The 25,518-nt window shown below is 54.2% G+C and carries 9 protein-coding genes; 3 read left to right on the top strand and 6 right to left on the bottom strand.

Going from position 1 to position 25,518, the window contains the following annotated elements:
- Positions 1-357 precede the first annotated feature (357 nt).
- The 6 genes from QMZ65_RS06340 to speA form a co-directional block, all read right to left on the bottom strand.
- Positions 358-1,581, bottom strand: a complete 1,224-nt coding sequence (locus QMZ65_RS06340) for an HlyD family type I secretion periplasmic adaptor subunit (RefSeq protein WP_502921522.1) — start codon at positions 1,579-1,581, stop codon at positions 358-360.
- On the bottom strand, positions 1,581-3,764 hold the full coding sequence (locus QMZ65_RS06335; protein WP_283215614.1) for a type I secretion system permease/ATPase: 2,184 nt from the start codon (positions 3,762-3,764) through the stop codon (positions 1,581-1,583). The genes QMZ65_RS06340 and QMZ65_RS06335 overlap by 1 nt, the downstream gene beginning before the upstream one ends.
- On the bottom strand, positions 3,761-5,215 hold the full coding sequence (locus QMZ65_RS06330) for a TolC family outer membrane protein (protein ID WP_097118053.1): 1,455 nt from the start codon (positions 5,213-5,215) through the stop codon (positions 3,761-3,763). The genes QMZ65_RS06335 and QMZ65_RS06330 overlap by 4 nt, the downstream gene beginning before the upstream one ends.
- A gap of 76 nt (positions 5,216-5,291) precedes the next feature.
- Positions 5,292-17,405 carry an Ig-like domain-containing protein gene (locus QMZ65_RS06325; protein ID WP_283215613.1) on the bottom strand — a complete coding sequence of 4,038 codons (12,114 nt, stop codon included), beginning with the start codon at positions 17,403-17,405 and terminating at the stop codon, positions 5,292-5,294.
- Between the two features lie 310 nt (positions 17,406-17,715).
- Positions 17,716-18,411: an EAL domain-containing protein gene (locus QMZ65_RS06320; RefSeq protein WP_097118055.1), complete on the bottom strand. Its 696-nt coding sequence runs from the start codon at positions 18,409-18,411 to the stop codon at positions 17,716-17,718.
- A 718-nt stretch (positions 18,412-19,129) separates the two neighbouring features.
- Positions 19,130-21,109: a biosynthetic arginine decarboxylase gene (gene speA, locus QMZ65_RS06315; RefSeq protein ID WP_072016983.1), complete on the bottom strand. Its 1,980-nt coding sequence runs from the start codon at positions 21,107-21,109 to the stop codon at positions 19,130-19,132.
- A gap of 805 nt (positions 21,110-21,914) precedes the next feature.
- Here speA and metK point away from each other — a divergent pair.
- The 3 genes from metK (at position 21,915) to QMZ65_RS06300 (ending at position 25,483) form a co-directional block, all read left to right on the top strand.
- Positions 21,915-23,066 (top strand): methionine adenosyltransferase, encoded by a 1,152-nt coding sequence (gene metK, locus QMZ65_RS06310; RefSeq protein WP_058959339.1) that lies wholly within the window; start codon positions 21,915-21,917, stop codon positions 23,064-23,066.
- Positions 23,067-23,479: 413 nt separating this feature from the next.
- A complete protein-coding gene (locus QMZ65_RS06305) occupies positions 23,480-24,874 on the top strand; it encodes a sugar porter family MFS transporter (RefSeq protein WP_097118057.1) in 1,395 nt (464 codons plus the stop codon).
- A 96-nt stretch (positions 24,875-24,970) separates the two neighbouring features.
- Positions 24,971-25,483 (top strand): SprT family zinc-dependent metalloprotease, encoded by a 513-nt coding sequence (locus QMZ65_RS06300; protein WP_211728608.1) that lies wholly within the window; start codon positions 24,971-24,973, stop codon positions 25,481-25,483.
- Positions 25,484-25,518: the final 35 nt, after the last annotated feature.

Genomic DNA, 25,518 nt, shown 5'->3' with positions numbered 1-25,518 from the left:
CGCTTTAATTCATCTGGTTAACGAAAGTTTAAGTCAAATCCCCAACACGCTTCACTAATTCGCACTAAAATTTTCTAAAAATGTCAAAAAGCTTCCAGTAATTACCATTGCAACCCATCAGGTCAAAGAAAACCGAGAAAACTCCCTGAGAATGGCCTTGGTTAGCTGCATCCTTTCAGCATTAGATTTGGCGAACAGGTTAGCGCTGATACTGGATAACAAATGTCACCTCCTGCAAAACGGCACCTGTCTGCACCTTAACAAAACATCAATTTACTTTAAGTCACCTGACTAACAGACACAAAAAAGCCGCCGTTGACTCCTCAACGGCGGCCCTTAAACATCGAGATTGTGCGATTAACGTTCGCGCATCGCCTCTTTGGCTTTGTTAAACGGTTTCACCAGATAATCCATGATGGTCTTCTCGCCGGTCTTGATATCGATAGTAGAAACCATCCCCGGACTGATCGAGTAGCGCTTACCGGCTTTGTTCTGCACGTAGTCGTTATCAGTGCGGATAAACACGCGGTAGTAGTAAATCTCTGGCTTCACCTCATCCTGAATAGTATCCGGTGAAATGCTTTCCACCACGCCGTTCATGCCACCATAAATCGCGTAGTCATAGGCCGAGATCTTCACCACCGCACGCTGGCCGGGATGGATAAAAGCAATATCACGCGGTGACAGGCGCGCCTCAATCAGCAGACGGTCGTTGAGTGGCACGATGTTCATCAGTTCACCGTTGGGAGGGATCACCCCGCCGACGGTGGAGACTTTGATGTTTTTCACGATGCCATTCATCGGCGCACGGATGGTCAGGCGCGTCACCGTATCTTCACGCCCTTTGATCACCTCAGCCAGGCTGTCCGCTTCGGCACTGGCTTTTGCCAGCTCCTCACGCGCCTGCACATAGTATTGCGAGCGCATGTCGGTGAGTTTCAGCTCCAGATCCGATTTATCGCGCTGCAAACGCAGCACTTCAACGCTACTGGCTGCGCCGGTTTTCGCCAGTCGCTGTGTGATCGCTAACTCTTTGTTTGCCAACGCCAGCGACTCTTTGAACTGCTTTGTCGAGTCATTAAGCTGGGCGCGTTTGGTTTTATACAACCGCGTCTCGGAGGCAATCAAATCAGAATAAGCCTTGAGCTCATTGGGGAACGTAAGGGGATCGTCGTTGACCTCGGCTCTCAGGCGCGAGGCCGCTGCCAGTGCCGCACGATAACGCGCCGCACTTTCACCCACGCTGGATTGCGAGCGCGTGGCATCAAGACGCGCCACCACCTGCCCCGCTTTCACCCGATCGCCTTCGTGCACATAAAGCTCGGTAAGGATGCCGCCTTCTAAGGATTGCAGCACCTGGTCACGTGAGCTCGGAATCACTTTGCCCGTGCCGGTTGAGACTTCATCCAGTACGCCAAACCAGGCCCACACCAGCGATATCAGGATCAACGCGGCACTGATGGTGATCAGCCTAACCGCACCGGTGTAGTGAGTCTCAGATTTGAGTTCCCCCAACAGATCGTCAGAGGAATTGACTTCTGCCGCGGTGACCAGTCGCAGTTTGCCGGGGAGTTGCTTCATCATGAGTGCACCTCCGGTGGATTACCACCCGCACGCGGTGGCGGCAGCGCGTTTTCTTTCGGGCTATCCATCACCAGTTGCCCATCCTTGAGTACCAACACGCGATCCACCAGTGCAAGGATCGCCGCACGGTGAGTGGCGACGATTAAGGTGCGGCCATTGAGCCAAGCCCCTAAACGCTCGATAAACTCTTTCTCGGTATGATCATCCAGCGCCGCCGTGGGTTCATCCAGCAGGATAATGTTGGGATCGCGCAACAGCATGCGAGCCAATAGTACTGACTGGCGCTGGCCGCCTGATAAGCCTACCCCGCCTTCCATAACCGGATGATCGAGACCGAGTGGCAAACGACGAATGAAATCCGCCCCGCCGCTGACCGTTAATGCACCGAAGATGGCATCGTCAGTCGCGTGGGCCGCGCCCATGGTGAGGTTTTCACGCAGCGTGCCGTGGAACAGGCGTGCGTTTTGCGTCATTAAACCCACGTTGCGGCGCACATCCGACACATCAATATGCGGTAAGCTGAGGTTATCCAGACGCAGTTCGCCGCCCACCAGATCCATGCCGCCGATCATCGCTTGCAACAAGGTTGATTTGCCCGAACCGTTGCGACCCAGCACGGCAATACGTTCACCCGGTTTGATCGTCAGGCTTTTAATACGCAGTGCGACGGTGAGTGAATCACTGTAATAGCGGAACATCGCATCATTGAACTGGTAATGGCCAAACAGCACCGGGCAATGAATACGGGTTTCGTCTTTACTGTTTTCCACCGGCAGGTTCATCAACGCATCCAGACCGATTTTGGCGGCTTTCACTTGCTGCCAGCGCGCCAGCACACCACACAGTGTTGCCATGGGGGCAATCATTCGAGAGGAAAGCAGGGATGCCGCCACAATCGCACCGGTAGAGATATCGCCATTAATCACCATTGGCGCGCCCACTACGATGACACTGGCATATACCAGACCTTGTACCGTCACACCCCAACTGATCAGCGAATGCATGACTTTTCGCATCTCAACGCCGGATTGCGCGGTAATGCGAATGTAGCTGTTCCACTGCTGCAGGAAGCGATCTTCTGCCTGCATCAGCTTGATATCCTCCAGCCCCTGCACACTCTCCACCAGCACCGCATTGCGTAGCGTGGACTCTTTCATCGCCTGCTGTGCCAGCTTCGCCAGTTTTTTCTGGCTGAACAGGCCTGGCAGCACCATCAAAATCACCGCGATGGGCGCTATCCATGCCAGCTGGGGAGCGATAATCGCCATCACCAGCAGGAACAGCAGGAAGAACGGCATATCGACGATGGCGGAGACGGTGGTTGAAGTCACCATCTCACGGATCGATTCCAGCTCGCGCAGCTGCGAAATAAAGGTACCAGTCGAACGCGGCACCGCACTGTTTCGCAGCCGCAGCGCATGGCCAAACACGCGATCCGATACACGCATGTCAGCGCGCTTACCCAGTAAGTCGGTGACGTGATCGCGGCCGACTCGCAATATGTAGGTGAACACCACCGAGATAATGACGCCGATATAGAGCACATACAGCGTGGGATAAGATTGCGCGGGGATCACGCGGTCATACACCTGCATGGAGAAGATAATGCCGACCAGCGCCATCAGATTGATCAGGAAGGAGGCCAGCATGACATGGCCGTAAGGCCGCATATCGTGCAGCACCAGCTTCATCAGCCAGTTGGGTTTTACGGTTGCCAGATAACGATCGACACGGCTGTCTTTGGCGGCCGTTACCGGGCGTAATGCGGCGGCGAAGCGGATTTCAGGCAGCAACGTTGCCAGCGCGACGGGGGCGGGTTGTTCATCTCCGGAGAAATGTACGCGCACTTCATCATCACCGTCAAAACTGGTGATAACACCGACTTGCCCATCGTTCAGTTCTACCGCCAGCGGCAAACGCCAGCTGGTGATTTCCCATTTATTCTCTTCATAAAGCTGTAGCGATAAACCAGCCTGACGCGCCAGATGGCGCAACGCTTTGTCACGCGTCTGTTTACCCTGCCATTCGGCGGCGGCCATAATCATGCCCGGAGAACAGGGCAAACGATAATGGGTGGCGATCTGAATGATCGCCGTCGCCCATCCATTTAACGGAACGTGACCGTCAGCACCACTGCTGGTATCACCATTCGGGGCGTCGGGAATTTGTAATTGGGTCATGGCTGGATCTCCACATTCTGGATCCGCTGATTATTCAAAGCGAACGCCGATCGGATATGCCCGGTGCTGTATAAGCAGTCGAGTTGCAACGATCGTAATTGACTGATGGTTTGCTGCAGGGTGAAACGGGTCTGGAATACTTCCTGCTCGGCGTTAAGCACGTCCAGCAGCGGACGGGTGCCGAGTTGCAGATACTGATCCTGATAGAGCTGCTGGGTTTTCTCACCCAGCCTCTGTTGCCGCCCCATAATCGCCAGACTCTGCGACAAGCTAAGGGCTGCACTTTGCGATTCACTGAGTTGCTGCCGTGCTTTCAGGCGCGCGGAGTTGACGGCCGCGTTGGCCGCTTGCAAGGCGTTGGCAGCGGCGTCACGCGCGGCAGTGATCCCGCCTCCCTGATAGATCGGCATCTCCACTTTGACGAAGGCCTGATACTGAGTGCGATCGAGCGTTTCACTGCCGGAGTAGTGATTGTTGAGGTAGTGCGTGACCTGGGGTTCCAGCGAAATCGTTGGCAGGTTCTGCGCGTTAGCATTATCCAGTTTTGCCTGTGCCTGATTGGCCTGTGCCCATGCCGACAGCACTGCCGGGTTGAGTTTGTCATCCGCTTTACCCACCGCGCAGGAGCGCGTCAGGTTCACCGGAAAGTCCTCATTCACTTTCTTCACCAGCGGCCAACCGAGATAGGTCGCCAACGTGGCACGCCAGCGATCGAGGTTGGCCTGATACTGAATCAGCGTGGTGCGCGCCCCTTCAATACGCGCATCAGTTTGCGTGGCATCGGAGAGCGAAGCCGCGCCTTCATCATTTCGCTGACGGGCCAGATCGCCAATTTTGCTCAGTGCATCGAGCTGCTGCTGGGCAATTTTCACCAGTTGCTGATAGCCCTGCACTTCCACCAGCGCGGAAGCCGTGTCATGTGCCACCGTATCAATACTCACCAGCACGTTGGCTTGTTCCATCGCCACGCCAGCTTCAGCGGATCGCACCGAACTGCTGACTTTGCCAAAGTCATACAGCATCTGCGAAACCGACAATACGAACGATGGGCTAAAGCCCTTCTCGGTATAAGCATTGCTGTAGCCGTTGTTCATCCCGCCGCTGATCTGCGGATAATATTTGGCTTTCGCCACATCCACCTGATTGGCCTGTTCCAGCATTTTCCCCACCGCCTGCGCGATATCTGGATGCCACTGAATGGCACGCTGTACGGCCTGGTTAATCGTGAGTGAATCCGGGACGTGAGCCAATGCGGGTTCGGCCACTTCACCGGTTAATGACGGCAGATCCTGCTGCTGTTGCGCCAGGCCTGCGGAGGTGATTCGGCTGGCCGAGGTGAGCGCATCACTGGCAGCCATAAGTTGTGAACAATGAAATAAAGCGATGCCCGCACAGAAGACGCTGAGCTTAGAATAACGGCGAGTTGGAGCGCCTGATTGCATCAAATCCATCGATAATCCACCAGTCAGTAACAAAGAAAGGGGCACATCCCTGTGCCCATACTGCTTCCCTGCTTGATTTACACCGTTAAGCCGTGGTGTTTTGGTGCGGTTGTTGCAGCAGTTCCTCCAGAGATACGTTGACGCCTTCCAGCGTGACCAGTTGAGTACTGCTGTACGCCGTACCTGTACCATCACGGTCAATTGAGAGCACGGTATTGCCATCAGAAGTATGATCTACTTTGACGAAATCATTAATATTACTTGTGGAATCATTCCAGCCAATGAGCAAGTTACTGATGTCAACTTTGTCGCCTTGCGCAACATTAAAGTCGGTCCAGGTATCGTGCCCGTTACCACCAGTGGCATCCGCAGTCGCCAGCAGGTGGTATACCAGCGTGTCTGCGCCGGCACCGGTGGTGATGGTGTCGTCGTAGGCACCGCCGGTGATGGTGTCAGCGCCTGTCGTACCCGTGATGGTCGGGTGTAGATCGATGGTGAACGAGTGGGTGGTGATGGTGCCATCGGTTGCTGCCAACGTGTAAGTGAATACCTCTTTATGCAGAATGTTTTGCCCCTCGACATTCGCATTCAGGTTATAGGTGTAGCTACCATTGGCGGCAATAGTGAGCACACCGTACTCGCCCGCAACCGAGGTGGTACCCGTACTGCTCACGGTAGTAAGATCGCCGTTTTCATTAGTGATACTCAAGGTTCCGGTATGCGTGGCAGAGGAATCACCATAAATACTGCCGCTGGCGTCATGCTCTGCAGAGGTGGTTTCAGCAACCAGAGTGCTCACGGTGATCGACGTTGCCGCACCGTTATGCAAAGTCACGGTCAAGGTGGCAGAGGTGACTGCACCACTCGCATCCCTCACCGAGTAAGTGAAGGTATCGGCTGTTGGCAAGGTATCAATGTTCAGACCCGCCTTCAGGGTATAGGTATAATCACCATGATAATCAATAGTTAAGGTACCGTAGGTGGTATTAATAACAGTGTTTCCACTTGAGGAAACTGCGCTACCTGAGACGGCGGTTACCGTGGTGCCAGTGGGTATCGTTCCTGCAATCGAACTGGTGTCATTCGTTAACAGGTTCCCGGTGACCGTCGCCGCAACCGTCACCGCCAGCGTAGTGATATCCGATACTGTGCTGATAGTGGTGGTCGGCAACACGCCCACACTCACGTTTGAACCGATAACTACTGCATAGTTGCCCGTGCCCAAATTGCTGTAGGTGATGTTGGCACCGGTTTGTGTACCCAGTGAAATCAATCCCGTTGACAGATAACTGCCGTTAGTTTGGATCAACAACCAGGTCCCATCCGTCTGCTGCTCGTACAGATACAGAGAGTAAGTTGAAATCAGACTGATGCCGCCCACAGAACCGTTCAACGTGATGGTGCGGGTATCTTCCGGCCCTACCGAGAACACATAGGCGTTACCGTTCGACAAGACAGTCGCATTCAACACGCTTCCTAAACCGACATTGGCGAGCGCCACATGCGAAACACTGGTCGTGCCATTATTGATGGTGCCTTGTGTGGTACTGTAATCCACCTCATTGGTGTCGTTTGTGGCAACTACACGAATGGCACCGACCAACGGTGTGCTGGTTGAAACGTTACCTGCCCGATCCGTCTGAGTCACTGACAGGGTAGCTCCGGTGATTTGCGCAGTAGTGAGTGAGACTGACCATGTGCCGCCCGTACCTACGGTCGCTGTTCCTATAGCTGCACCGCCTGCATCACGGACGGTGACGGTAGCGCCCACTTCACCGCTACCCGTCACCACCGTACCCGCGGTGTTAATCGCCAGACCCGATACGGCCGCAGGGGCGACGGTATCAACATTGACCGTTGCCGTGGTATTCCCTGTACTGACGTTCCCTGCAGTGTCGGTCACCGTGGTGCTCAGGGTATGAGCACCATTACTTAGTGCCGCGGGGGTGAATGTCCAGGTGCCCCCTGCCCCTACCGTGACCGAACCCAGCGCCGTTGCGCCATCAAAGATAGTCACAACTGCACCGACTTCTGCTGTGCCACTCAGTACTGGCGTGGTATCACGGGTATACGCGCCATTAGCCAGGGTGACCGGCGTTGTACCGGCATCATCTATAATCGTGAGCGTACTGGCTGATGGGGCCACAGTGTCAACAAGCAGCGTGGTTGAGGCTGCCGGACTCACGTTGCCCGCTGCATCGGTCTGAGTCACGCTCAACGTATGCGTACCGTTGCTTAAGGTGCCAGTGACAAAGCTCCAGCTTCCGTTGCTGGCAACCGTCGCAGTACCCAGCAGCGTAGTGCCTTCATAGACGCTGATGCGCGCACCCGCCTCACCGGTTCCGCTCAACAGTGGTGTACTGTCGTTGGTGACACCATTGTTTGGAATCGTGACGGGTGTATTGCCATTGTTGTTACTGGCAATCAGGCTCACAGCAGAGGGTGCCGTGGTGTCCACGATGACTGTGGCACTGGTGGTGCCACTGACATTCCCTGCTGCATCCGTCACGGTTGCGGTCAACGGATGGCTGCCCGTACCGAGCACTGCTGTGGTGAAGGTCCAGGCACCGTTGGTACCCGCCGTCGTGGTACCAAGAAGAACCCCGTTATCATAAATGCTGACACGACTGCCCGCCTCTGCCACACCGCTCAGGGTTGGTGTGGTGTCATTGGTTAAACCGCCTGTCGGTACTACCACACCGGTAATATCATTGGTAATCACCAGCGTGGTGGCGGTTGGTGCGATGGTGTCCACAATCACCGTGTAGATGCCAGAGGCTGGGCTGACGTTGCCCGCGGCATCTTTCACCGTCACGCTTAGAGCATGGCTACCGTTGGTCAGGGCAGTAGCCGGTGTGAAACTCCAGGCACCGGATCCATTGGCAGTAGTCGAACCCAGTACCGTGTTGCCGTCATACACCGTCACAATCGCATCCGCTTCCGAGGTGCCGCTGAGCACTGGCGTACTATCGTTGGTTGACCCGCCACTGGACACGGTAACATTAGGCGTCACGCTGTCGTTGGTCACTGTCAGGTTGGAGGCCGCGACCGGCACGCCTGTATCAATGGTCAATGTGATAGGGGTTGGCGTACTGACATTGCCCGCCGCATCCGTTGCCGTGACGCTCAGGTTATGCGTGCCGTCAGTCAGTGTGGCGCTGGTGAGGCTCCATGCTCCACTGCTGCTCGCCGTCGTTGATCCTAGCACCGTGTTGCCTTCACGTACGATAACGATACTACCCGCCTCTGCAGTGCCGCTCAGCGCTGGCGTGTTGTCATTGGTGCTGCCGCCGTTGGCGATGGCAATCGGTGTTGAGCCATTGTTGTTGCTGGCTGCAACCGTGACGGCGCCCGGTGCGGTGGTATCAATGGTGACCGTCGCCGCCGTTGAGCCGCTGACGTTACCTGCCGCATCGGTCACGGTCGCTGTGAGCGGATGGCTGCCTGCGCCGAGTGCCGCAGTCGTGAAACTCCATGCACCGTTGGTGCCCGCAGTGGCGGTTCCCAGCAAGACCCCGTTGTCATAAATGCTGATACGGCTGCCCGCTTCCGCCACCCCGCTTAAGGTTGGCGTGGTGTCATTGGTTGCCCCGCCCGCTGGCACAACCATCCCCGTGGTGTCATTGGTGACCACCAGCGTTGTAGCGGTCGGTGCGACGGTATCGACGATGAGAGGGAAGTTGGTTGCGCTGCTGGTATTCCCTGCGGCATCCGTCACGGTGACACTCAATGAATGCGCGCCGTTAGTGAGGGTTGCGGTGGTAAATGTCCAGGCGCCATCGGCCCCGGCAATCACGGTACCCAACACTGTGGTGCTATCGTAAACAGTGACGACATTACCGGCTACACCGGCAGTACCTGACAAGGTTGGCGTGCTGTCATTGGTGGTCGTACCACTGGTCAACTGCCCCGTCACCGGCGCCACGTCATCTGTCACAATCAGGTCCGTCACTGGCGCAGGTCCCGTCAGGGAGACGTTGACTGTCACGGTCGCCGCTGTACTCACGTTTCCTGCCAGATCCGTTGCGGTCACACTAAAGGTATGTTGCCCTTCAGCGAGAGCAGCACTGATATAACTCCATGACCCGGTGCTACTGGCGGTAACTGAACCCACCACGACGTTATTCTCACGAATAATCACCAGGCTGCCAGGATCGGTGGTGCCGCTCAGTGCTGGGGTGGCATCATTCGTGATGCCATTGTTGGCGATCGGGATGGCGGTAGGACCATTATTATTGCTTAGAGCAAGGGTCAGAGCCGGAGGAAGGGTATCAACAATCACGGTAGCGGTAGCAGATGCACCACTGACGTTACCTGCGGCATCCGTGACACGGACACTAAGCACATGTGTCCCCTCCCCAAGCTCTGGGCTGTAAGACCAATTACCGCTGCCATTAGCAATGACCGTGCCTAACACGGTGGTACCATCATAAATCGTAACGGTGCTGTTGGCTTCCGCAAGACCGCTGAGTAACGGGGTGCTGTCATTGGTTGAGCCACCGTTTGGTATGACCGTATTCGGCGTGGCGTCATTGTTGGTGACCACGAGATTGGTCGCCGCCGCTGGTGCGAGGGTATCCACGATGAAATTCACTGAGGTTGACGCCGGACTGATGTTGCCAGCCAGGTCAGTCACCGTAACACTCAGGGCATGCGCTCCGTTGGTCAACGTTGACGTGGTGAAACTCCACAAGCCTTCCGTATCTACGGTAGTAGTGCCAATGATGTTCGCACCATCGTAAACGGTGATAATTGCGCCTGCTTCCGCTGTGCCTGTCAGTTGCGGCGTGCTGTCATTCGTTGACGTTCCTTCACCAATGACGACTGGCGTTGAACCGTTGTTGTTATTGACAACAAGATTAACCACCGCATCGGGTGCAATACTGTCCACGTTGATCGTAACAGGACCTGCTCCTGTCCCATCATTGCCTTGCGCATCCACAACGGTCACTGAAAGAACATGCTCACCCTGGTCTAACGCAGGGGTGAAGGTCCACTGACCGTCAGCGGATGCAGTGACTGAACCCAATACGTCTGAACCATCCAGGATAGTGACCACGGCATTGGCTGTTGTTAACCCTGTCAGTACCGGGCTGGTGTCCCTGGTGTAATCGCCGTCAGTCAGCGCCACCAATGTTGAACCACTGTCATCGGTGATTTGCAGCGTGCTGGTCGCCGGAGGCAAATCTGCCTGAATGTTTAACTCAAAAGCAGGCTGTGGAGCCGCAGGGCTGACGTTGCCCGCCGCATCGGTTGCCGTGGCGGTGAAGTTGTGCAGGCCGTTACTTAATGCATCGGGCGAGAACGTCCATGCCCCTGTTGTTGCGTCAGCAATGACGGTGCCTAATAAGGCGGTGCCGTCATAAACCGAAACAATGCTGCCCGGTTCCGCGGTTCCGCCGAACGCAGGCGAATTGTCATCGGTGGTCGCGCCGCTCAGAAGATCGCCGGTTGTATCGCCGACATTATCTGTCACGGTAAGACCCGCAGGCGCCTCTGGGGCGAGGGTGTCCACGCTCAGTGTATAGGTGGATGCTGCAGAGTTGTTCCCGGCGGCATCAGTGGCCGTTACGGAAAGCGTTTGTGGACCTTCACTCAGTACACTGGTCACAACACTCCACGTACCGTCTTCAGCGACCACCGCTGATCCTACCAAGATATCACCGGAATAAACGGCGATGATGGCACCGGCTTCACTTCCGGTTCCGCGCAGTTCGGGCGTGCTGTCATTTGTGGTCGTGTTCACGGGGATGCCGACAGGATTGGCATCGTTGTTGTTGCTGACGGTGAACGTCCCGACATCCGGTGCGGTATTATCAATGGTGAGCGTAAAGTTGGTGGAAGCACTTGCATTGCCCGCATTATCGGTGGCCACAATCCCCAGATTGTAAGTTCCCTCAGCCCAGGCGGTGGTGGTGGTGTAAACCCAGGCCCCTGTCACCGCATCAGCCACTGCCGTGCCCAATATTTCACCCGTTGCGGTGTTAATAATGGATACAGTGCTACCCGGTTCTGCATTGCCACTGATCGCAGGGGTCGTATCGTTTGTCGCACCACCGTTAGTCAGGGTTACAGGGGCATCAGGATCGGCATCATTTTGTACCAGCAGAGCGCTAACAGGCTCTGGCGCCGTGATATCCACACTGATTGTAAAGCTGGTTGAAGGGCTGCTGACATTACCAATTTCATCGGTCACCGTTGCCGTCAGGGTATGCGCTCCCTCTGACAAAATTGGCGACTGGAAGCTCCATGTGCCGTCATCCAGAGCAATCGTTGAACCCAGGGCCAACTGATTGGCATCATAAATGATGACAAGGCTGCCTGCTTCTGCCGTACCGCTCAGCAGTGGGGTATTGTCATTGGTGGAACCGCCTGCCTGCACTTCAACATTGGTCGTACCGTCATTATTGAAAACCTGCAAAGTGGCGACTGGGGGAACGTCGGTATCCACGGTGAAAGTGATCTCAGTTGCAGGGCTGAGGTTACCCGCAGCGTCCACAACGCGCACGGAAAGCGTATAAGTATCATCCGTCAAATTCGGCAGAGTGAAGGTCCATGCCCCATCACTGCCTACCGTCGTGGTGCCCAGTAACGTGTCACCGTTATAAACGTTGATAATACTACCTGCTGTCGCAGAGCCTGATAGCAGCGGTGTGCTATCGCTGGTGAATGTGCCCTCAGCATTGGTGACAGGCGCTGTGCCGTTATCGGTGCTCAGGATGATGCCTGTAGCCGCAGGCAAAGGTGTGGTATCTACTTCGACACTGAGCGTATAAGGGTCGCTGGTATTACCGGCAGGATCCCGTGCCGTGATATTTATCGTGTGCGGACCCTCTGATAGTGCGCTGGTGACAGCAATACTCCAGTTGCCCGTCGCGTCCACCGTGATCTGGCCCAATACCGTCGTGCCTTCGGTGAGGGTAATGACCGTGCCTTCCTCAGCGGACCCGCTGACCACGGGCGTGCTGTCATTGGTCAGTCCGCCGCTGGGGATAGCCACAGGCGTATCGCCCTGATCATTGCTTAACGCCAGGTTAGTGATGGACGGCGCCACGGTGTCAATAGTGACCGTGACCGGTGCACTTGCCACGCTGGTATTGCCCGCCGCATCCGTCACTGTGACAGACAAGCTGTGAGCCCCATCAGTGAGTGCAGGCGTGAAGCTCCAGTCACCATTTGCATCAGCGGTCGTCGTGCCGAGAAGGGTATCGCCGTCTGAGACCGTGATCGTGCTGTTCGCCTCAGCGGTTCCGGTCAGCAGCGGGGTATTGTCGTTCGTGACGCCACCCGCAGCAACTGGGATGGCAGTGCCGCTGGAATCGTTTGCCAGAGCGAGATTAAGAGCCGCATCCGGCACCTCTGTATCGACACTAAACGTTATCGGTGCAGAGGGCTCACTGCGGTTACCTGAGGGATCGGTGACCACGGTCGTCAGGCTATGATCGGTGCCAGAATCCAGCGCTGGCAGGGTATAACTCCAGTTGCCATTCGCGCCCACCGCCACTGAACCCAACACGTTGCTCCCATCCGATATGGTCACCACACTGCCTGCCAATGCACTCCCACTCAATACAGGCGTAGTGTCATTGGTCGCGCCGCCGTTAGTGATCGTTACCGGCGTGGTGCCCTGATCATTCGTAAGCTGAAGATTGATGGCCGTGTCTGGCGCCGTGGTATCTATGATAAGGGTAACAGGAGCGGATTCCGGACCAATATTTCCGGCAAGATCGGTGACGGTCGTGGTGAAACGATGTTCTCCCGTTTCCAGTGGCGTATCTGAAGTAAAGGTCCAGGTACCGTTATCACCCACAATGGTACTGCCCTGTTCTACGCCATCAGCGTAAACGGTCACCGTCGCACCTGCCTCAGCGGTGCCGCTTAATACTGGCGTAGTGTCGTTAGTGGTGCCATTCGTTATCGCCACCGGCGCACCGCTCTGATCGCTGCTCAATACCAAATCCGACGCGGCGTCAGGTAAAACTGTATCCACGATAAAGCCAATTGCTACAGAGGGTTCACTGACGTTGCCAGCAGGGTCTGTGACGGTAGTGGTCAGGCTATGGGCACCGTCGCTTAACGTTGGAAGCGTAAAACTCCAGCTACCATCGGCACCCACAACTGCGGTACCTAACACGTTCAGACCGTCCGATACCGTGATGACACTGTTTGCTTCCGCGCTACCCGCAGCACCGTTCAATACCGGTGAGCTGTCGTTCGTTGCGCCCCCTGCAGGAATCGCCGTGCCCCCGTCGTTCGCCAGGGTAATCGCTGTCGCCGCGTCTGGCGCAGTCAGGTCGACAGAGAAAGCAAAGGATTCAGACGGATCACTAACGTTACCTGCCGGATCGGTTAAGGTGACGGTTAGACTGTGCTCACCCGCATCCAGCGCTGGCAAAGTGAAGCTCCAGCTTCCATCTGCTGCGACTGTCGTGGTGCCCAGAGGCGTCACAGCATCATTATCATAAACCGTGACAATGCTGCCCGGTTCGGCGCTGCCCGCTGCACCGCTCAACACTGGCGTGGTGTCATTGGTCGCACCACCATTGACAATAGCAACTGATGCACCGCCCTCATTGTTGCTGAGTTGAAGATTGATCGCCGCATCCGGAGCCGTAATATCAATGGTGAAGTTGATTGCCGAGGAGGCTGGACCGATGTTGCCTGCGGGATCGGTCACGGTGACGCTCAGACTGTGTTCGCCTGCCGCCAATGCTGGCTCAAAGCTGAAGGTCCAGTTGCCATCTTCTCCAACCGTCGCTGTGCCGATTATCGTGGTGCCATCCAATACATTCACCGTACTGCCTGGCTCAGCGCTACCACTCAACACCGGCGTGGTGTCGTTGGTCGCACCGCCGACGACAATGGCATCGCCATCGTCATTTGCCAATGAGACATCCGTTGCGGCCATAGGCGCTGTCACGTCAATGATAATGGCGACAGGCGCGGAGGCCGGACTGGTATTACCGGCCAGGTCTGTCACCGTTGTGGTCAGGGAGTGGGTCCCTTCCGCCAGCGCAGAGGTGGTGTAACTCCAGCTCCCATCGGGACGGACACTGACTGAACCCAATACGGTGTTGCCATCCGATATCGTCACGGTGCTGCCCGGTTCAGCCCGACCACTTATTACCGGGGTACTGTCGTTGGTAGTCTCACCCGTAATCAGTACGGCAGTTCCTGACTGATCATTACTCAGTTGGATATCAAAGGCCGCCTCAGGTGCAGTGGTATCAACATTGACGTTGATCGGCGCTGAAGCAGAACTGGTATTCCCCGCGGGATCGGTCACGACCGTGGTCAGGCTATGATCGCCCGGTGTCAGCGTTGGGGTAAAGCTCCAGTTCCCATTCGTATCGACCGTGACGGTACCCAGCAGCGTGCCGTTGTCAGAAATGGTCACCGTACTACCCGCTTCAGCAGTACCGCTCAACACCGGTGTGGTGTCGTTAGTTGCCCCTGTCGTGACAGGAACAAGCGTACCGCTTAGATCGCTACTCAGTTGGACATTCTCCGCGGCCGCAGGGGGCAGCGTATCAATAACAACGGCAATAGGATCGGATGCCGGGCTGGTATTACCTGCCGGATCAGTCACGGTGGTGGTAATGTTATGTGGACCATCGGTCAAAGGAGGCAGGGTGTAAGTCCATGTGCCATCCTCACCGACCGTTGTGGTGCCTAATACCGTTGTGCCGTCTGAGACAGTAACGGTACTGCCCGGTTCGGCATTGCCATTAAGTTGTGGTGTGGTGTCGTTGGTTGAGCCACCGTCTGCGATCGGAACGTCGGCATCATTGCGAAGCTCGATGCCCGATGCGGGTAAAGGCGCAACGGTATCAATGGTGACAGTAATGACATCAGATTCAATGGTGTTACCCGTGGCATTGACATAGCTGGACTGGAAGGCATGCGGACCATCAGGCAAAGCATCCGGCGTAAAGGTCCATTGCCCATCACTATCGGCTATCACGGAACCCAGTACGGTGCTCCCGTCGATTAAGGTCACTACCGCCCCGGCAACGGCCAAACCACTCAATACCGGAGTGGTATCTTGCGTACTGGCGCCATCAGCCAAAGCCACCAGGGTGTTTCCACTATCATCGGTCACCTCCAGCGTAAGGGTTGCTGGAGGTAAATCCGCTTCAACATTGACTTCAAATGGCGGGGTAGCTTGGCTGACATTACCTGCTGCGTCGGTAACGGTGACGGTCAGGCTATGACTACCATTGGTCAACGGCGCAGTAGTGAAATTCCATGAACCTCCTACGCCTGTGGTAACAGAACCTAGCAGAGTTAAGCCATCGTAAATGCGAACGACAGAACCCTCCTCTGCCTGGCCTGAGAGATCCAGTGTATTGTCATCGGTGGTCTCTCCTGAAGCCAGGGGGCCCGTCGCCTCACCGACATTATCTGTGACCACTAACTCACTGGCTGCCGCGGGTGCCACCGTATCCACGGTGAAGGTCAGTGGCTCTGAAGCAGGGCTGACGTTACCCGCACGGTCAGTCACGGTGGCAGTCAGACTGTGCGCGCCATCCGTCAGCGTTGGGCTGGTGAAAGTCCAACTGCCATTGCCGCCGACGGTGACTGAACCGAGTACGGTATCGCCATCACGCACGGTGACCACGCTACCGGGCTCTGCGGTCCCGCTAAGGGATGGGGTGCTATCGTTGGTCGCGTCGCCGGGAACAATCGGCACAAGGGTGCTTCCGTCATTATTATCCAATGCCAAATTTGTTGCGGTATCAGGGACAACGGTATCAATGTTGATGGTGATAGTGACAGAAGAAGTACTATTCCCTGTGGCATCGGTAATAGTGGCATGAATGGCGTGTGAACCGTCAGCCAGTGCGGCGGGCGTGAAGACCCATTGCCCATCCGTACCCGCTACCACGCTGCCCAGCACGACTGCACCGTCATACAGGGTAACCACGGCTCCCGCGGTGGTAAGCCCACTTAGCACCGGAGTGTTGTCATTGCTGTAAGCACCATTGGTCAGCGGAACCAGCGCAGGACCGTTATCATCGTTGATTTCCAACGTGGAGGTTGCTGGAGGCAGATCCGCCGTCACGCTGAAGTTAAACGGATCTGTGGCTGCACTCACATTGCCCGCCGTATCGGTAACCGTCACAGTCAGGCTGTGCGCGCCATTACTCAAGGCTGGCGTGGTGAAACTCCAGGTGCCGTCCGCCCCAACGGTTGCAGTGCCGAGCAGTGTAGTGCCGTCATACACGCTAACGTAGGTGCCCGGTTCAGCAGTACCGCTGATAGTCGGGGTATTGTCATCGGTAGTCGAGCCAGCGGTTAATGGGCCTTGCGTACCGCCAACATCATCACTGACCACCAGACCAGCAGCCGCAACTGGTGCAACGGTATCCACGATAAACGTGATCGGATCGCTGGAGCCGCTGGTATTGCCGGCCGCATCCGTCACCGTGGTGGTAAAGCTATGCTGGCCTTCAGCCAACGCAGGCGAAGTGAAGCTCCAGTTGCCATCAGCTCCCACCACGACGGTTCCAAGCAGTGTGCTGCCATCGTAAATACTGACTGTAGCACCCGCTTCTGCGGTGCCGGTCAGCGTCGGAGTATTGTCGTCAGTGGTGACGCCGTTAACAATCGCGCCCTGAATCGCGCCAACATTGTCGGTAAGCGTTAAGTTGGTCGCAGCAGTCGGTGCAGTAGTGTCACCACCACCATTGTTGCCACCGCCGTTATTACCCCCACCGTTGTTCCCGCCGCCATTGTCGCCGCCGCCGGTATTTCCATCATCGACCGCTGCATTACCGCCGCCGCCGCCCGATGAACCAGCAAACATCGCACCCAAGCCCGCCAGCGCCGCACCACCGATACCGAAGGCGGCAATCGTGCCGTCATTGGTGGTGTTCTCAGCTAACAGCCCTTCGGTACTGTCGATGTTGACGTACTGGAAGCCATCAGTGCCCGGATCTTCGACCCACCACAGCGCGCCTTTGTCGTCCTGCAGCACCAAATCGCTATCGCCAGCTGCGGTGTAAAAGTTATGAATAACAACGACTTCACCAGACTTTGTGGTGACGACCAAATCATTACCATTGCGTGTGAAAGACTTAATATCTGATTGATTAAGGTGAAGTTTAACTACGCTTGGCGCAGTTAAATTGACTTGAGAGCCGCTAACTTCAGAGGCTACTGTCCCACCTTTAGGAGTGATAGAGATATTATTCATTTTATCGAAATCCCGCGCAGTTATTAAATTCCATAAAAACGCCCGGTATCCGCAGATACCGGCTTCAATGGCGAATAATCCAGATGACTATTCACTTCTTCTCTTGGTCGATTTCATACAAACTCATGATGAAATCGCGCTGAGCCGAGTTAAGCCTCCATCCTGGGAATGGGCTGGGTTTATTTTTCAGCGGAAAAAAGGGGGAAATGCCTTTATTTTCCATTGGGCGAGCACAAATCAAATTGAATGCAATGAACCCATTTTTGGACTTTTTTTCTACCCCGATTGTAGTGGCCGAACCCGCACAAACTCAGGATTGCTTAAGAAAATCATTTAGATAGACACTCTGCCAGTGATAGCCCTGCATACCGTAGATCGCTTTATGCGCCAGCAAATCGAGGTGTGATGGGTTTTCAACGCCTTCAACAATCACGCCTTTGCATAATTGGTTGAGGTGGCTAAGCAGCGTGTCAAAAATGTGACCGTCGCCAAATTGCCAAAAAAAATCTTTGTCAATCTTGACGATTTCAAATATTCCGCTATCAAGCATGGTCAGGTTGGAATAACCCGGACCAAAGTCATCAAGCCATAAAGGGGCGTGTGTCACTTTCGCGACACCTTTTAATATCAGCAGGTCTGCGCTGTTAAAACGCGCGGTAAAGAAGGCGGATATCTCTAAACGCAACAACGTTAAACTCGCCAGTTTTTGTTGTATTTCAGCATCTTCAAAAATACCGGCGACGATATCTCTATCCACATTTACACTGACTACCTGATCAAACCCTTTCTGGTATAGCTGAATAAGTTTTCCGATCTGGTGGAGGAATAACTGCCATTTCTCGTCAGCAGGAAGCCGACTGAAGAACCCCTCATCCCTGCAAGGGTTACGTTTATTATTAATATCTGCATCATCTGAGAATCGGGTTAACAATTCCCATGCAATCAACTCGCCGGCTTTACCATGAACGGGTTCCAGCAAGAAAATGTATTCAGGTTGATTGCTCATTTCACAGTCCCTTCCGCAACTTACTGATACTCCTGAACTATCAGGATTGCTCATGTGAGATGTAAGGGAAACATCGATAAATCTTAACACGTTAACTGAAGCCTAACGTACAGCTTACAGTTTGCAAAATAGATTTCAGTAAAGACTCAACCACACTTCAATCGTTTAAATCTATCAATTTGCGTAGTAAACTTAATTTACTTTCACAAAATTATCGGATAATTCCTGGAAAAATTTAAGTTAATACCATCCTTGACAGATACCAAAACAACGAACACATTGAATTTATTGTATAAATTATTCTTAATTTGTCTGATAAAGATAATTACATCGCAAAATTCATTTTTTCCGTTCTGGAATACATGGTTCCAAAAGACGTCAAAAAATGTAGTTTCTTGATGGGACTATTCAATCCTTAATGTTTAAATTTTTATTATACATCGATAAGAAAACATAACAGATTAACTATCCAATCCTTACAAAATCAGTAGCTAATGCAGGGATATTCGGGATTGAAGCGAAGCGGTTATTTAGCTTTGTGAATAAAAATGAAGGGGATAGAAAACACGTATTTTAGGCGCGAGTTATAAATGGATGATTAACATTTATTGAGAGTGATCTTCATCACACTTCGAATAAAAGAATAGAGGAATAAGAAAATAGAATGGCAGGTAAATAAAAACGGGCCCTGTACAGGGCCCGCTATGCGTATTAACCGTTACTCATCTTCAAGATAGGTGTAACCATATAAGCCACTTTCAAACTCTTCAAGGAACTGTGCACGCAGCTCTTCGTCGATGTCTTTCTGCTGTGTCACCTGATCGCGGAACAGCGTCATCAAATCGTTAGGGTTCAGCTGCACATACTCCAGCATGTCTGCCACGGTATCGCCTTCATCTGACAATTGCACTTCAACGCTGCCATCCGGGAAAGCGAATACGTCAACCGCTTCGGTATCGCCAAACAGGTTGTGCATGTTGCCGAGGATTTCCTGATACGCGCCAACCATAAAGAAGCCCAGCATTGGCGGATTATCAATGTCGTACTCTGGCATCGGCATGGTGGTGGCAATACCGTCGCCATCTACGTAGTGATCGATGGTGCCATCGGAGTCACAGGTAATGTCGAGTAACACCGCACGACGCTGAGGGATCTTGTTCAATCCTTCCAGCGGCAGCACCGGGAACAGCTGATCGATACCCCACGCATCCGGCATTGACTGGAACAGCGAGAAGTTGACGTAAATCTTATCCGCCATGCGCTCCTGCAGCTCATCAATGATAGGACGGTGCGCACGGTTGCTTGGATCCAGATGCTGCTGGATATAGTGACAGATGCTTAAATAAAGCTGCTCTGCCCAGGCGCGCTGGCCGAGATCGTAGGTGCCGGAAGAGTAACCGGTATGGATATCGAACAGATCCATCTGGCTATCGTGCAGCCATTCACGCAGCGAACGACGGACGTTCGGCTCGTGCATCTCCTGCCAGGTATCCCACAGGCTCTGAATCGGACGTGGTGAATCGACATCTGGCGCCACTGGCGTACTGAATTCGTTGCGCTCTACACCAATGATGTTGGAGACCAGCACGGTATGGTGCGCGGTAACCGCACGACCGGATTCGGTGATGACGGTTGGATGCTCCAGACCGTGCTCTTCACAAGCATCACCAATCGCCCAAATCACGTTGTTGGCATATTCGTTCAGGCCGTAGTTCACCGAGCAGTCAGATTGCGAACGCGTACCTTCATAATCCACGCCCAAACCGCCGCCGACATCAAAGCATTTGATGTTCACGCCGAGCTTCGCCAGCTCAACGTAGAAACGCGCCGACTCACGTACACCGGTGGCGATGTCGCGAATGTTGGACATCTGCGAGCCAAGATGGAAATGCAGCAGTTGCAGGCTGTCGAGACGACCGGCTTTGCGCATGATATCCACCAGCTGCAATACTTGTGACGCCGCCAGACCGAACTTAGATTTCTCACCACCGCTCGACTGCCATTTACCGGAGCCTTGCGAAGCCAGACGCGCGCGAATCCCCAAACGTGGGATCACGTTCAGGCGCTCGGCCTCTTCCAGCACCAGGCGCACTTCGGTCATTTTCTCGATCACCAGGTAAACCTTGTGACCGAGTTTCTCGCCAATCAGCGCCAGACGAATGTACTCGCGGTCTTTATAGCCATTGCAGACAATCACTGAACGGGTTTTACCCGCGTGCGCGATCACCGCCATCAGCTCGGCTTTCGAACCGGCTTCCAGGCCCAGCGGTTCACCGGAGTTGACCAGTGATTCAATCACGCGCTTATGCTGGTTAACCTTAATTGGGTAAACCAGAAAGTAGTCACCCTTGTAGCCGTAGGATTCGCGCGCACGTTTAAAGGCGGCGTTAATTGAACGCAGGCGATGCTGTAAAATCTGCGGGAAGCAGAACAGCGCAGGCAGACGCTGGCCATCGGCTTCACGCTCTTTGACCAGTTTCGCCAGATCAACGCGCACTTCCGGCTGATCCGGATCCGGACACACGCTGATGTGCCCCAGCTCGTTGACGTCATAATAGTTATTACCCCACCAGGCAATATTGTAGGTACGCAGCATTCTGCTCGCTTCCTGGTCGTTCATCGCCACCTCCTGCATGGAGCGGAGTACACCCTGTTCGCCAGCTGACGAACCCTTGATATTCTTCATGTCGTCAGACATCGCGAACCTCAATTTTCCGTTGAAATATGAAACAGTTGCCGGGTCTTGCTGTTGTGAGTCCGGGTAAACATTTCCCCATCCTGCTGAGCTCCGATTATCGGGTTGCCGTGCACGTTGCTGACTCTAAGTGTAAAACACCACGCTGTAGTCAGTAAAAAACGGGCCAAAAGCCAACGCTTTTCACCGCCTAAGACGAGTGAAACACAGCGACAGAAATGAGGGAATAGCTTAGCCGGCGCTCGTGTCGGGATAATTACCGCAACGTGCAAAACTTCGACGAGAGAAAAGAATAAGACTGGATTGGGAAAGGATTGCCAGTGCGCCCGTTGAGCGCAGTGAACCGAAAAGAAGAGAAGTGTGGTTCATTACTTTTATCACCTCCAACGCCTGCAAACAGCAAACGAGAAACGGCCTGGGTGAAAATCAGAGAATAGCTCTGACGGCGCGACGCGCGGTGGCGTCATCCTTTTGTACTGTGGTCGACAGCAGCGGCGTTTTATACAGTTTGCAGGGTGAAAAAGCAAAATCTTTGTCTGGGATCTGTGGAAGGTGTCAGGAATTTCTTCCATCTGCTCACTTGCGTAAACGTGCGGAATCAGAAAAAGCACTGGAAAAGTGCTCACTGTGTAACCTAGAATAGCCGTCCAGATGGTTTTCCATCTAAACTGATTAACATCCAGGCGGTGTCGGTGATAAGCACCTACACTCCCTACTGCTCGCGGCTTTGCCTGAAGGGGCGTCGAGTCGGCCTGGTCCACTTACGCTATGCAGTCGAATTCAAACCATTTGTAAGGTAAAGAACAGAATGGCTAAACACCTATTTACATCTGAGTCCGTATCAGAAGGACATCCTGATAAAATCGCTGACCAAATTTCCGATGCCGTGTTAGATGCGATCCTTGAACAGGATCCAAAAGCACGCGTGGCCTGCGAAACTTACGTTAAGACCGGTATGGTGCTGGTTGGCGGTGAAATCACCACCAGCGCATGGGTGGATATCGAAGAGATCACCCGTAATACCGTACGTGAAATCGGCTATGTCCATTCCGATATGGGCTTTGATGCGAACTCTTGCGCCGTACTGAGCGCGATTGGTAAGCAGTCTCCTGACATCAACCAGGGTGTTGACCGTACCGATCCGCTGGAACAGGGCGCGGGCGACCAGGGCCTGATGTTCGGCTACGCCACCAACGAAACCGACGTGCTGATGCCTGCTCCGGTAACCTACGCCCACCGTCTGGTGCAGCGTCAGGCTGAAGTGCGTAAAAGCGGCTCACTGCCGTGGTTGCGTCCGGATGCGAAAAGCCAGATCACTTTCCAGTACGATGGCGGCAAAATTGTCGGTATCGATGCGGTTGTCCTGTCGACTCAGCACGCTGAAGAAATTTCGACAGCCGATCTGCGTGAAGCGGTGATGGAAGAGATCATCAAGCCGGTACTGCCTGCAGAGTGGGTGAATGCCAGCACCAAATACCATATCAACCCAACCGGTCGCTTCGTGATCGGCGGCCCAATGGGCGACTGCGGTCTGACTGGTCGTAAAATCATCGTTGATACTTACGGCGGTATGGCGCGTCACGGTGGCGGTGCGTTCTCTGGTAAAGACCCGTCTAAAGTTGACCGTTCTGCTGCTTACGCTGCACGCTATGTCGCGAAAAATATCGTCGCGGCTGGTCTGGCTGACCGTTGCGAAATCCAGGTTTCTTACGCGATTGGCGTGGCTGAGCCAACCTCCATCATGGTGGAAACTTTCGGTACTGAGAAAGTCCCTACCGAGCAGTTGACCCTGCTGGTGCGCGAGTTCTTCGACCTGCGTCCTTACGGCCTGATTCAGATGATGGATCTGCTGAAACCTATCTACAAAGAGACCGCTGCTTACGGTCACTTTGGTCGCGAACACTTCCCGTGGGAGCAGACTGATAAAGCTGCTCAACTGCGCGAGGCTGCAGGCCTGTAATCTTACCGTCCTGCAAAAACGAGCCCGCTTATTGCGGGCTTTTTTATGCCCGCTAACCAGCCTGCACATTTTTTCCCGCCGTCTACACTTCATTTTCGATGTTTACAACAAAGTGTTAACGATTACATTTTGAAAACCTTTTGTAATCTGTCATTTAGAGAATTTTCAGCGTAGTTATTCGTATGAAAATGCGTTATTTTCAGCGTCGTCTGATAGCCGATATTTAGAGAGATGTCAGAAACTTAAAGGGTGCTATACCTTACTGGTTACGTAACTATTTCAGGCGGAAAATGCTGGATTGCAGGGTTTCAGTGTGTGTAACCGATTACACTGGTGTGATCGCCCTCACTTTTTTCCGTCGGCAGGTTTCATAACATTGATAAAAACAATGATAGATAAACTTCGGAGGCATTATGCCTGGTAATACTCATAAGAGCAGAACGTCGAACAAGATGATGACCATGTTTGTCTGCTTCTTAGCGGCTCTGGCCGGCCTGCTGTTTGGTCTGGATATCGGCGTTATCGCTGGTGCCCTGCCCTTCATCGCCAAAGATTTCAACGTGACTGCACATGAGCAAGAGTGGATTGTCAGCTCAATGATGTTCGGTGCGGCTGTCGGTGCGATTGGTAGCGGCTGGATGTCTTCACATCTCGGCCGTAAAAAGAGCCTGATGGCGGGTGCAATTCTGTTCGTGATCGGTTCACTATGGTCAGCCATGGCGGTTAGCCCGGATATGCTGATTGCTGCACGTGTAGTACTCGGTCTGGCTGTGGGTGTCGCGTCTTACACTGCTCCTCTGTATCTTTCTGAAATCGCACCGGAAAAGATTCGTGGCAGCATGATTTCTCTGTATCAGCTGATGATCACCATCGGTATCCTGGGCGCGTATCTGTCTGACACTGCATTTAGTGACGCAGGCGCATGGCGCTGGATGCTGGGTATCATCACCATTCCGGCCGTGCTGCTGCTGGTAGGCGTATTCTTCCTGCCAAACAGTCCACGCTGGCTGGCGGCGAAAGGCGATTTCCGCAGTGCAGAACGCGTGCTGGCTCGTCTGCGTGATACCAGCGAACAAGCTAAACGTGAACTGGATGAGATTCGTGAAAGCCTGAAGATCAAACAGTCTGGCTGGCAGCTGTTCCAGAGCAACAGCAACTTCCGCCGTGCGGTGTTCCTGGGCGTGCTGTTGCAGGTGATGCAGCAGTTCACCGGTATGAACGTCATCATGTATTACGCGCCAAAAATCTTTGAGATTGCGGGCTTCGCCAATACCACTCAGCAGATGTGGGGCACGGTCATTGTCGGTCTGGTCAACGTACTGGCGACCTTTATTGCGATTGGCCTGGTGGATCGCTGGGGCCGTAAACCGACGCTGGTGCTGGGCTTCATCGTGATGGCTGCCGGTATGGGTATCCTCGGTACCATGCTGCACATCGGCATTAACTCCGCTTCCGCACAATACTTTGCTGTCGCCATGCTGCTGATGTTCATCGTTGGTTTTGCGATGTCTGCCGGTCCGTTGATCTGGGTACTGTGTTCAGAAATTCAGCCGCTGAAAGGCCGCGATTTTGGTATCACCGTGTCGACCGCAACCAACTGGATTGCCAACATGATCGTCGGTGCCACCTTCCTGACCATGCTGAACACGCTGGGCAACGCGCCGACCTTCTGGGTATACGCAGGTCTGAATGTGTTCTTTATCCTGCTGACCGTGGCGCTGATTCCAGAGACCAAAAACGTCTCGCTGGAACACATCGAGCGCAACCTGATGCAAGGCAAAAAACTGCGCGATATCGGACAGCAATAAGGTCGATAAGCGATACGAAGGGCTGCCGATTGGCGGCCCTTTTTTTGTGTGTTTCGTCAGGTGCGCATTTGTGCGTACCAGGTTATCCTGCCCGGCATGAAAACACCTCGCCTTCCCATTGCCCTGCAACAAGCCGTGATGCGCTCGTTGCGTCACCATTTGCAGCTCGCCAATGAAAAGCTGGAGCGTCACTATGACGAGCCGAAGCTGGTGTATCAGCAGCGCGGCACCGCTGCCGGTACGGCCTGGCTGGAGAAATGGGAGATTCGCATCAACCCGGTGCTATTGCTGGAGAATCAGCAGGCATTTGTGGATGAGGTGGTGCCGCACGAACTGGCGCACCTGCTGGTATGGAAAACCTTTGGCCGCGTGCCGCCGCACGGCAAAGAGTGGAAGTGGATGATGGAGAGCGTGCTCGGCGTTCCCGCGCGTCGCACCCATCAGTTCGAAATCGCTTCGGTGCGCAGCAATACCTTCCCCTATCGCTGCCGCTGTCAGCAACATCAGCTCACCGTGCGCCGCCACAATCGCGTACTACGCGGCGAGAGTGAATACCGCTGCGTACATTGCGGTACATTGCTGCAACCCGGTGAATTTTCAGCAGCTTAATCCGTTTATCTGATTTCCCACCCTGCGCCATTCTG

Source organism: Pantoea sp. EABMAA-21 (assembly GCF_030053335.1).
Lineage (GTDB): Bacteria > Pseudomonadota > Gammaproteobacteria > Enterobacterales > Enterobacteriaceae > Pantoea > Pantoea communis.
Note: the sequence above shows the minus strand (reverse complement) of the source record. Positions and strands in the feature narration are given on the sequence as shown.

Coding starts and splice junctions, on each gene's coding strand:
- QMZ65_RS06340 (WP_502921522.1), bottom strand. CDS start 1,581: ATGAAGCAACTCCCCGGCAAACTGCGACTGGTCACCGCGGCAGAAGTC.
- QMZ65_RS06335 (WP_283215614.1), bottom strand. CDS start 3,764: ATGACCCAATTACAAATTCCCGACGCCCCGAATGGTGATACCAGCAGT.
- QMZ65_RS06330 (WP_097118053.1), bottom strand. CDS start 5,215: ATGGATTTGATGCAATCAGGCGCTCCAACTCGCCGTTATTCTAAGCTC.
- QMZ65_RS06325 (WP_283215613.1), bottom strand. CDS start 17,405: ATGAATAATATCTCTATCACTCCTAAAGGTGGGACAGTAGCCTCTGAA.
- QMZ65_RS06320 (WP_097118055.1), bottom strand. CDS start 18,411: ATGAGCAATCAACCTGAATACATTTTCTTGCTGGAACCCGTTCATGGT.
- speA (WP_072016983.1), bottom strand. CDS start 21,109: ATGTCTGACGACATGAAGAATATCAAGGGTTCGTCAGCTGGCGAACAG.
- metK (WP_058959339.1), top strand. CDS start 21,915: ATGGCTAAACACCTATTTACATCTGAGTCCGTATCAGAAGGACATCCT.
- QMZ65_RS06305 (WP_097118057.1), top strand. CDS start 23,480: ATGCCTGGTAATACTCATAAGAGCAGAACGTCGAACAAGATGATGACC.
- QMZ65_RS06300 (WP_211728608.1), top strand. CDS start 24,971: ATGAAAACACCTCGCCTTCCCATTGCCCTGCAACAAGCCGTGATGCGC.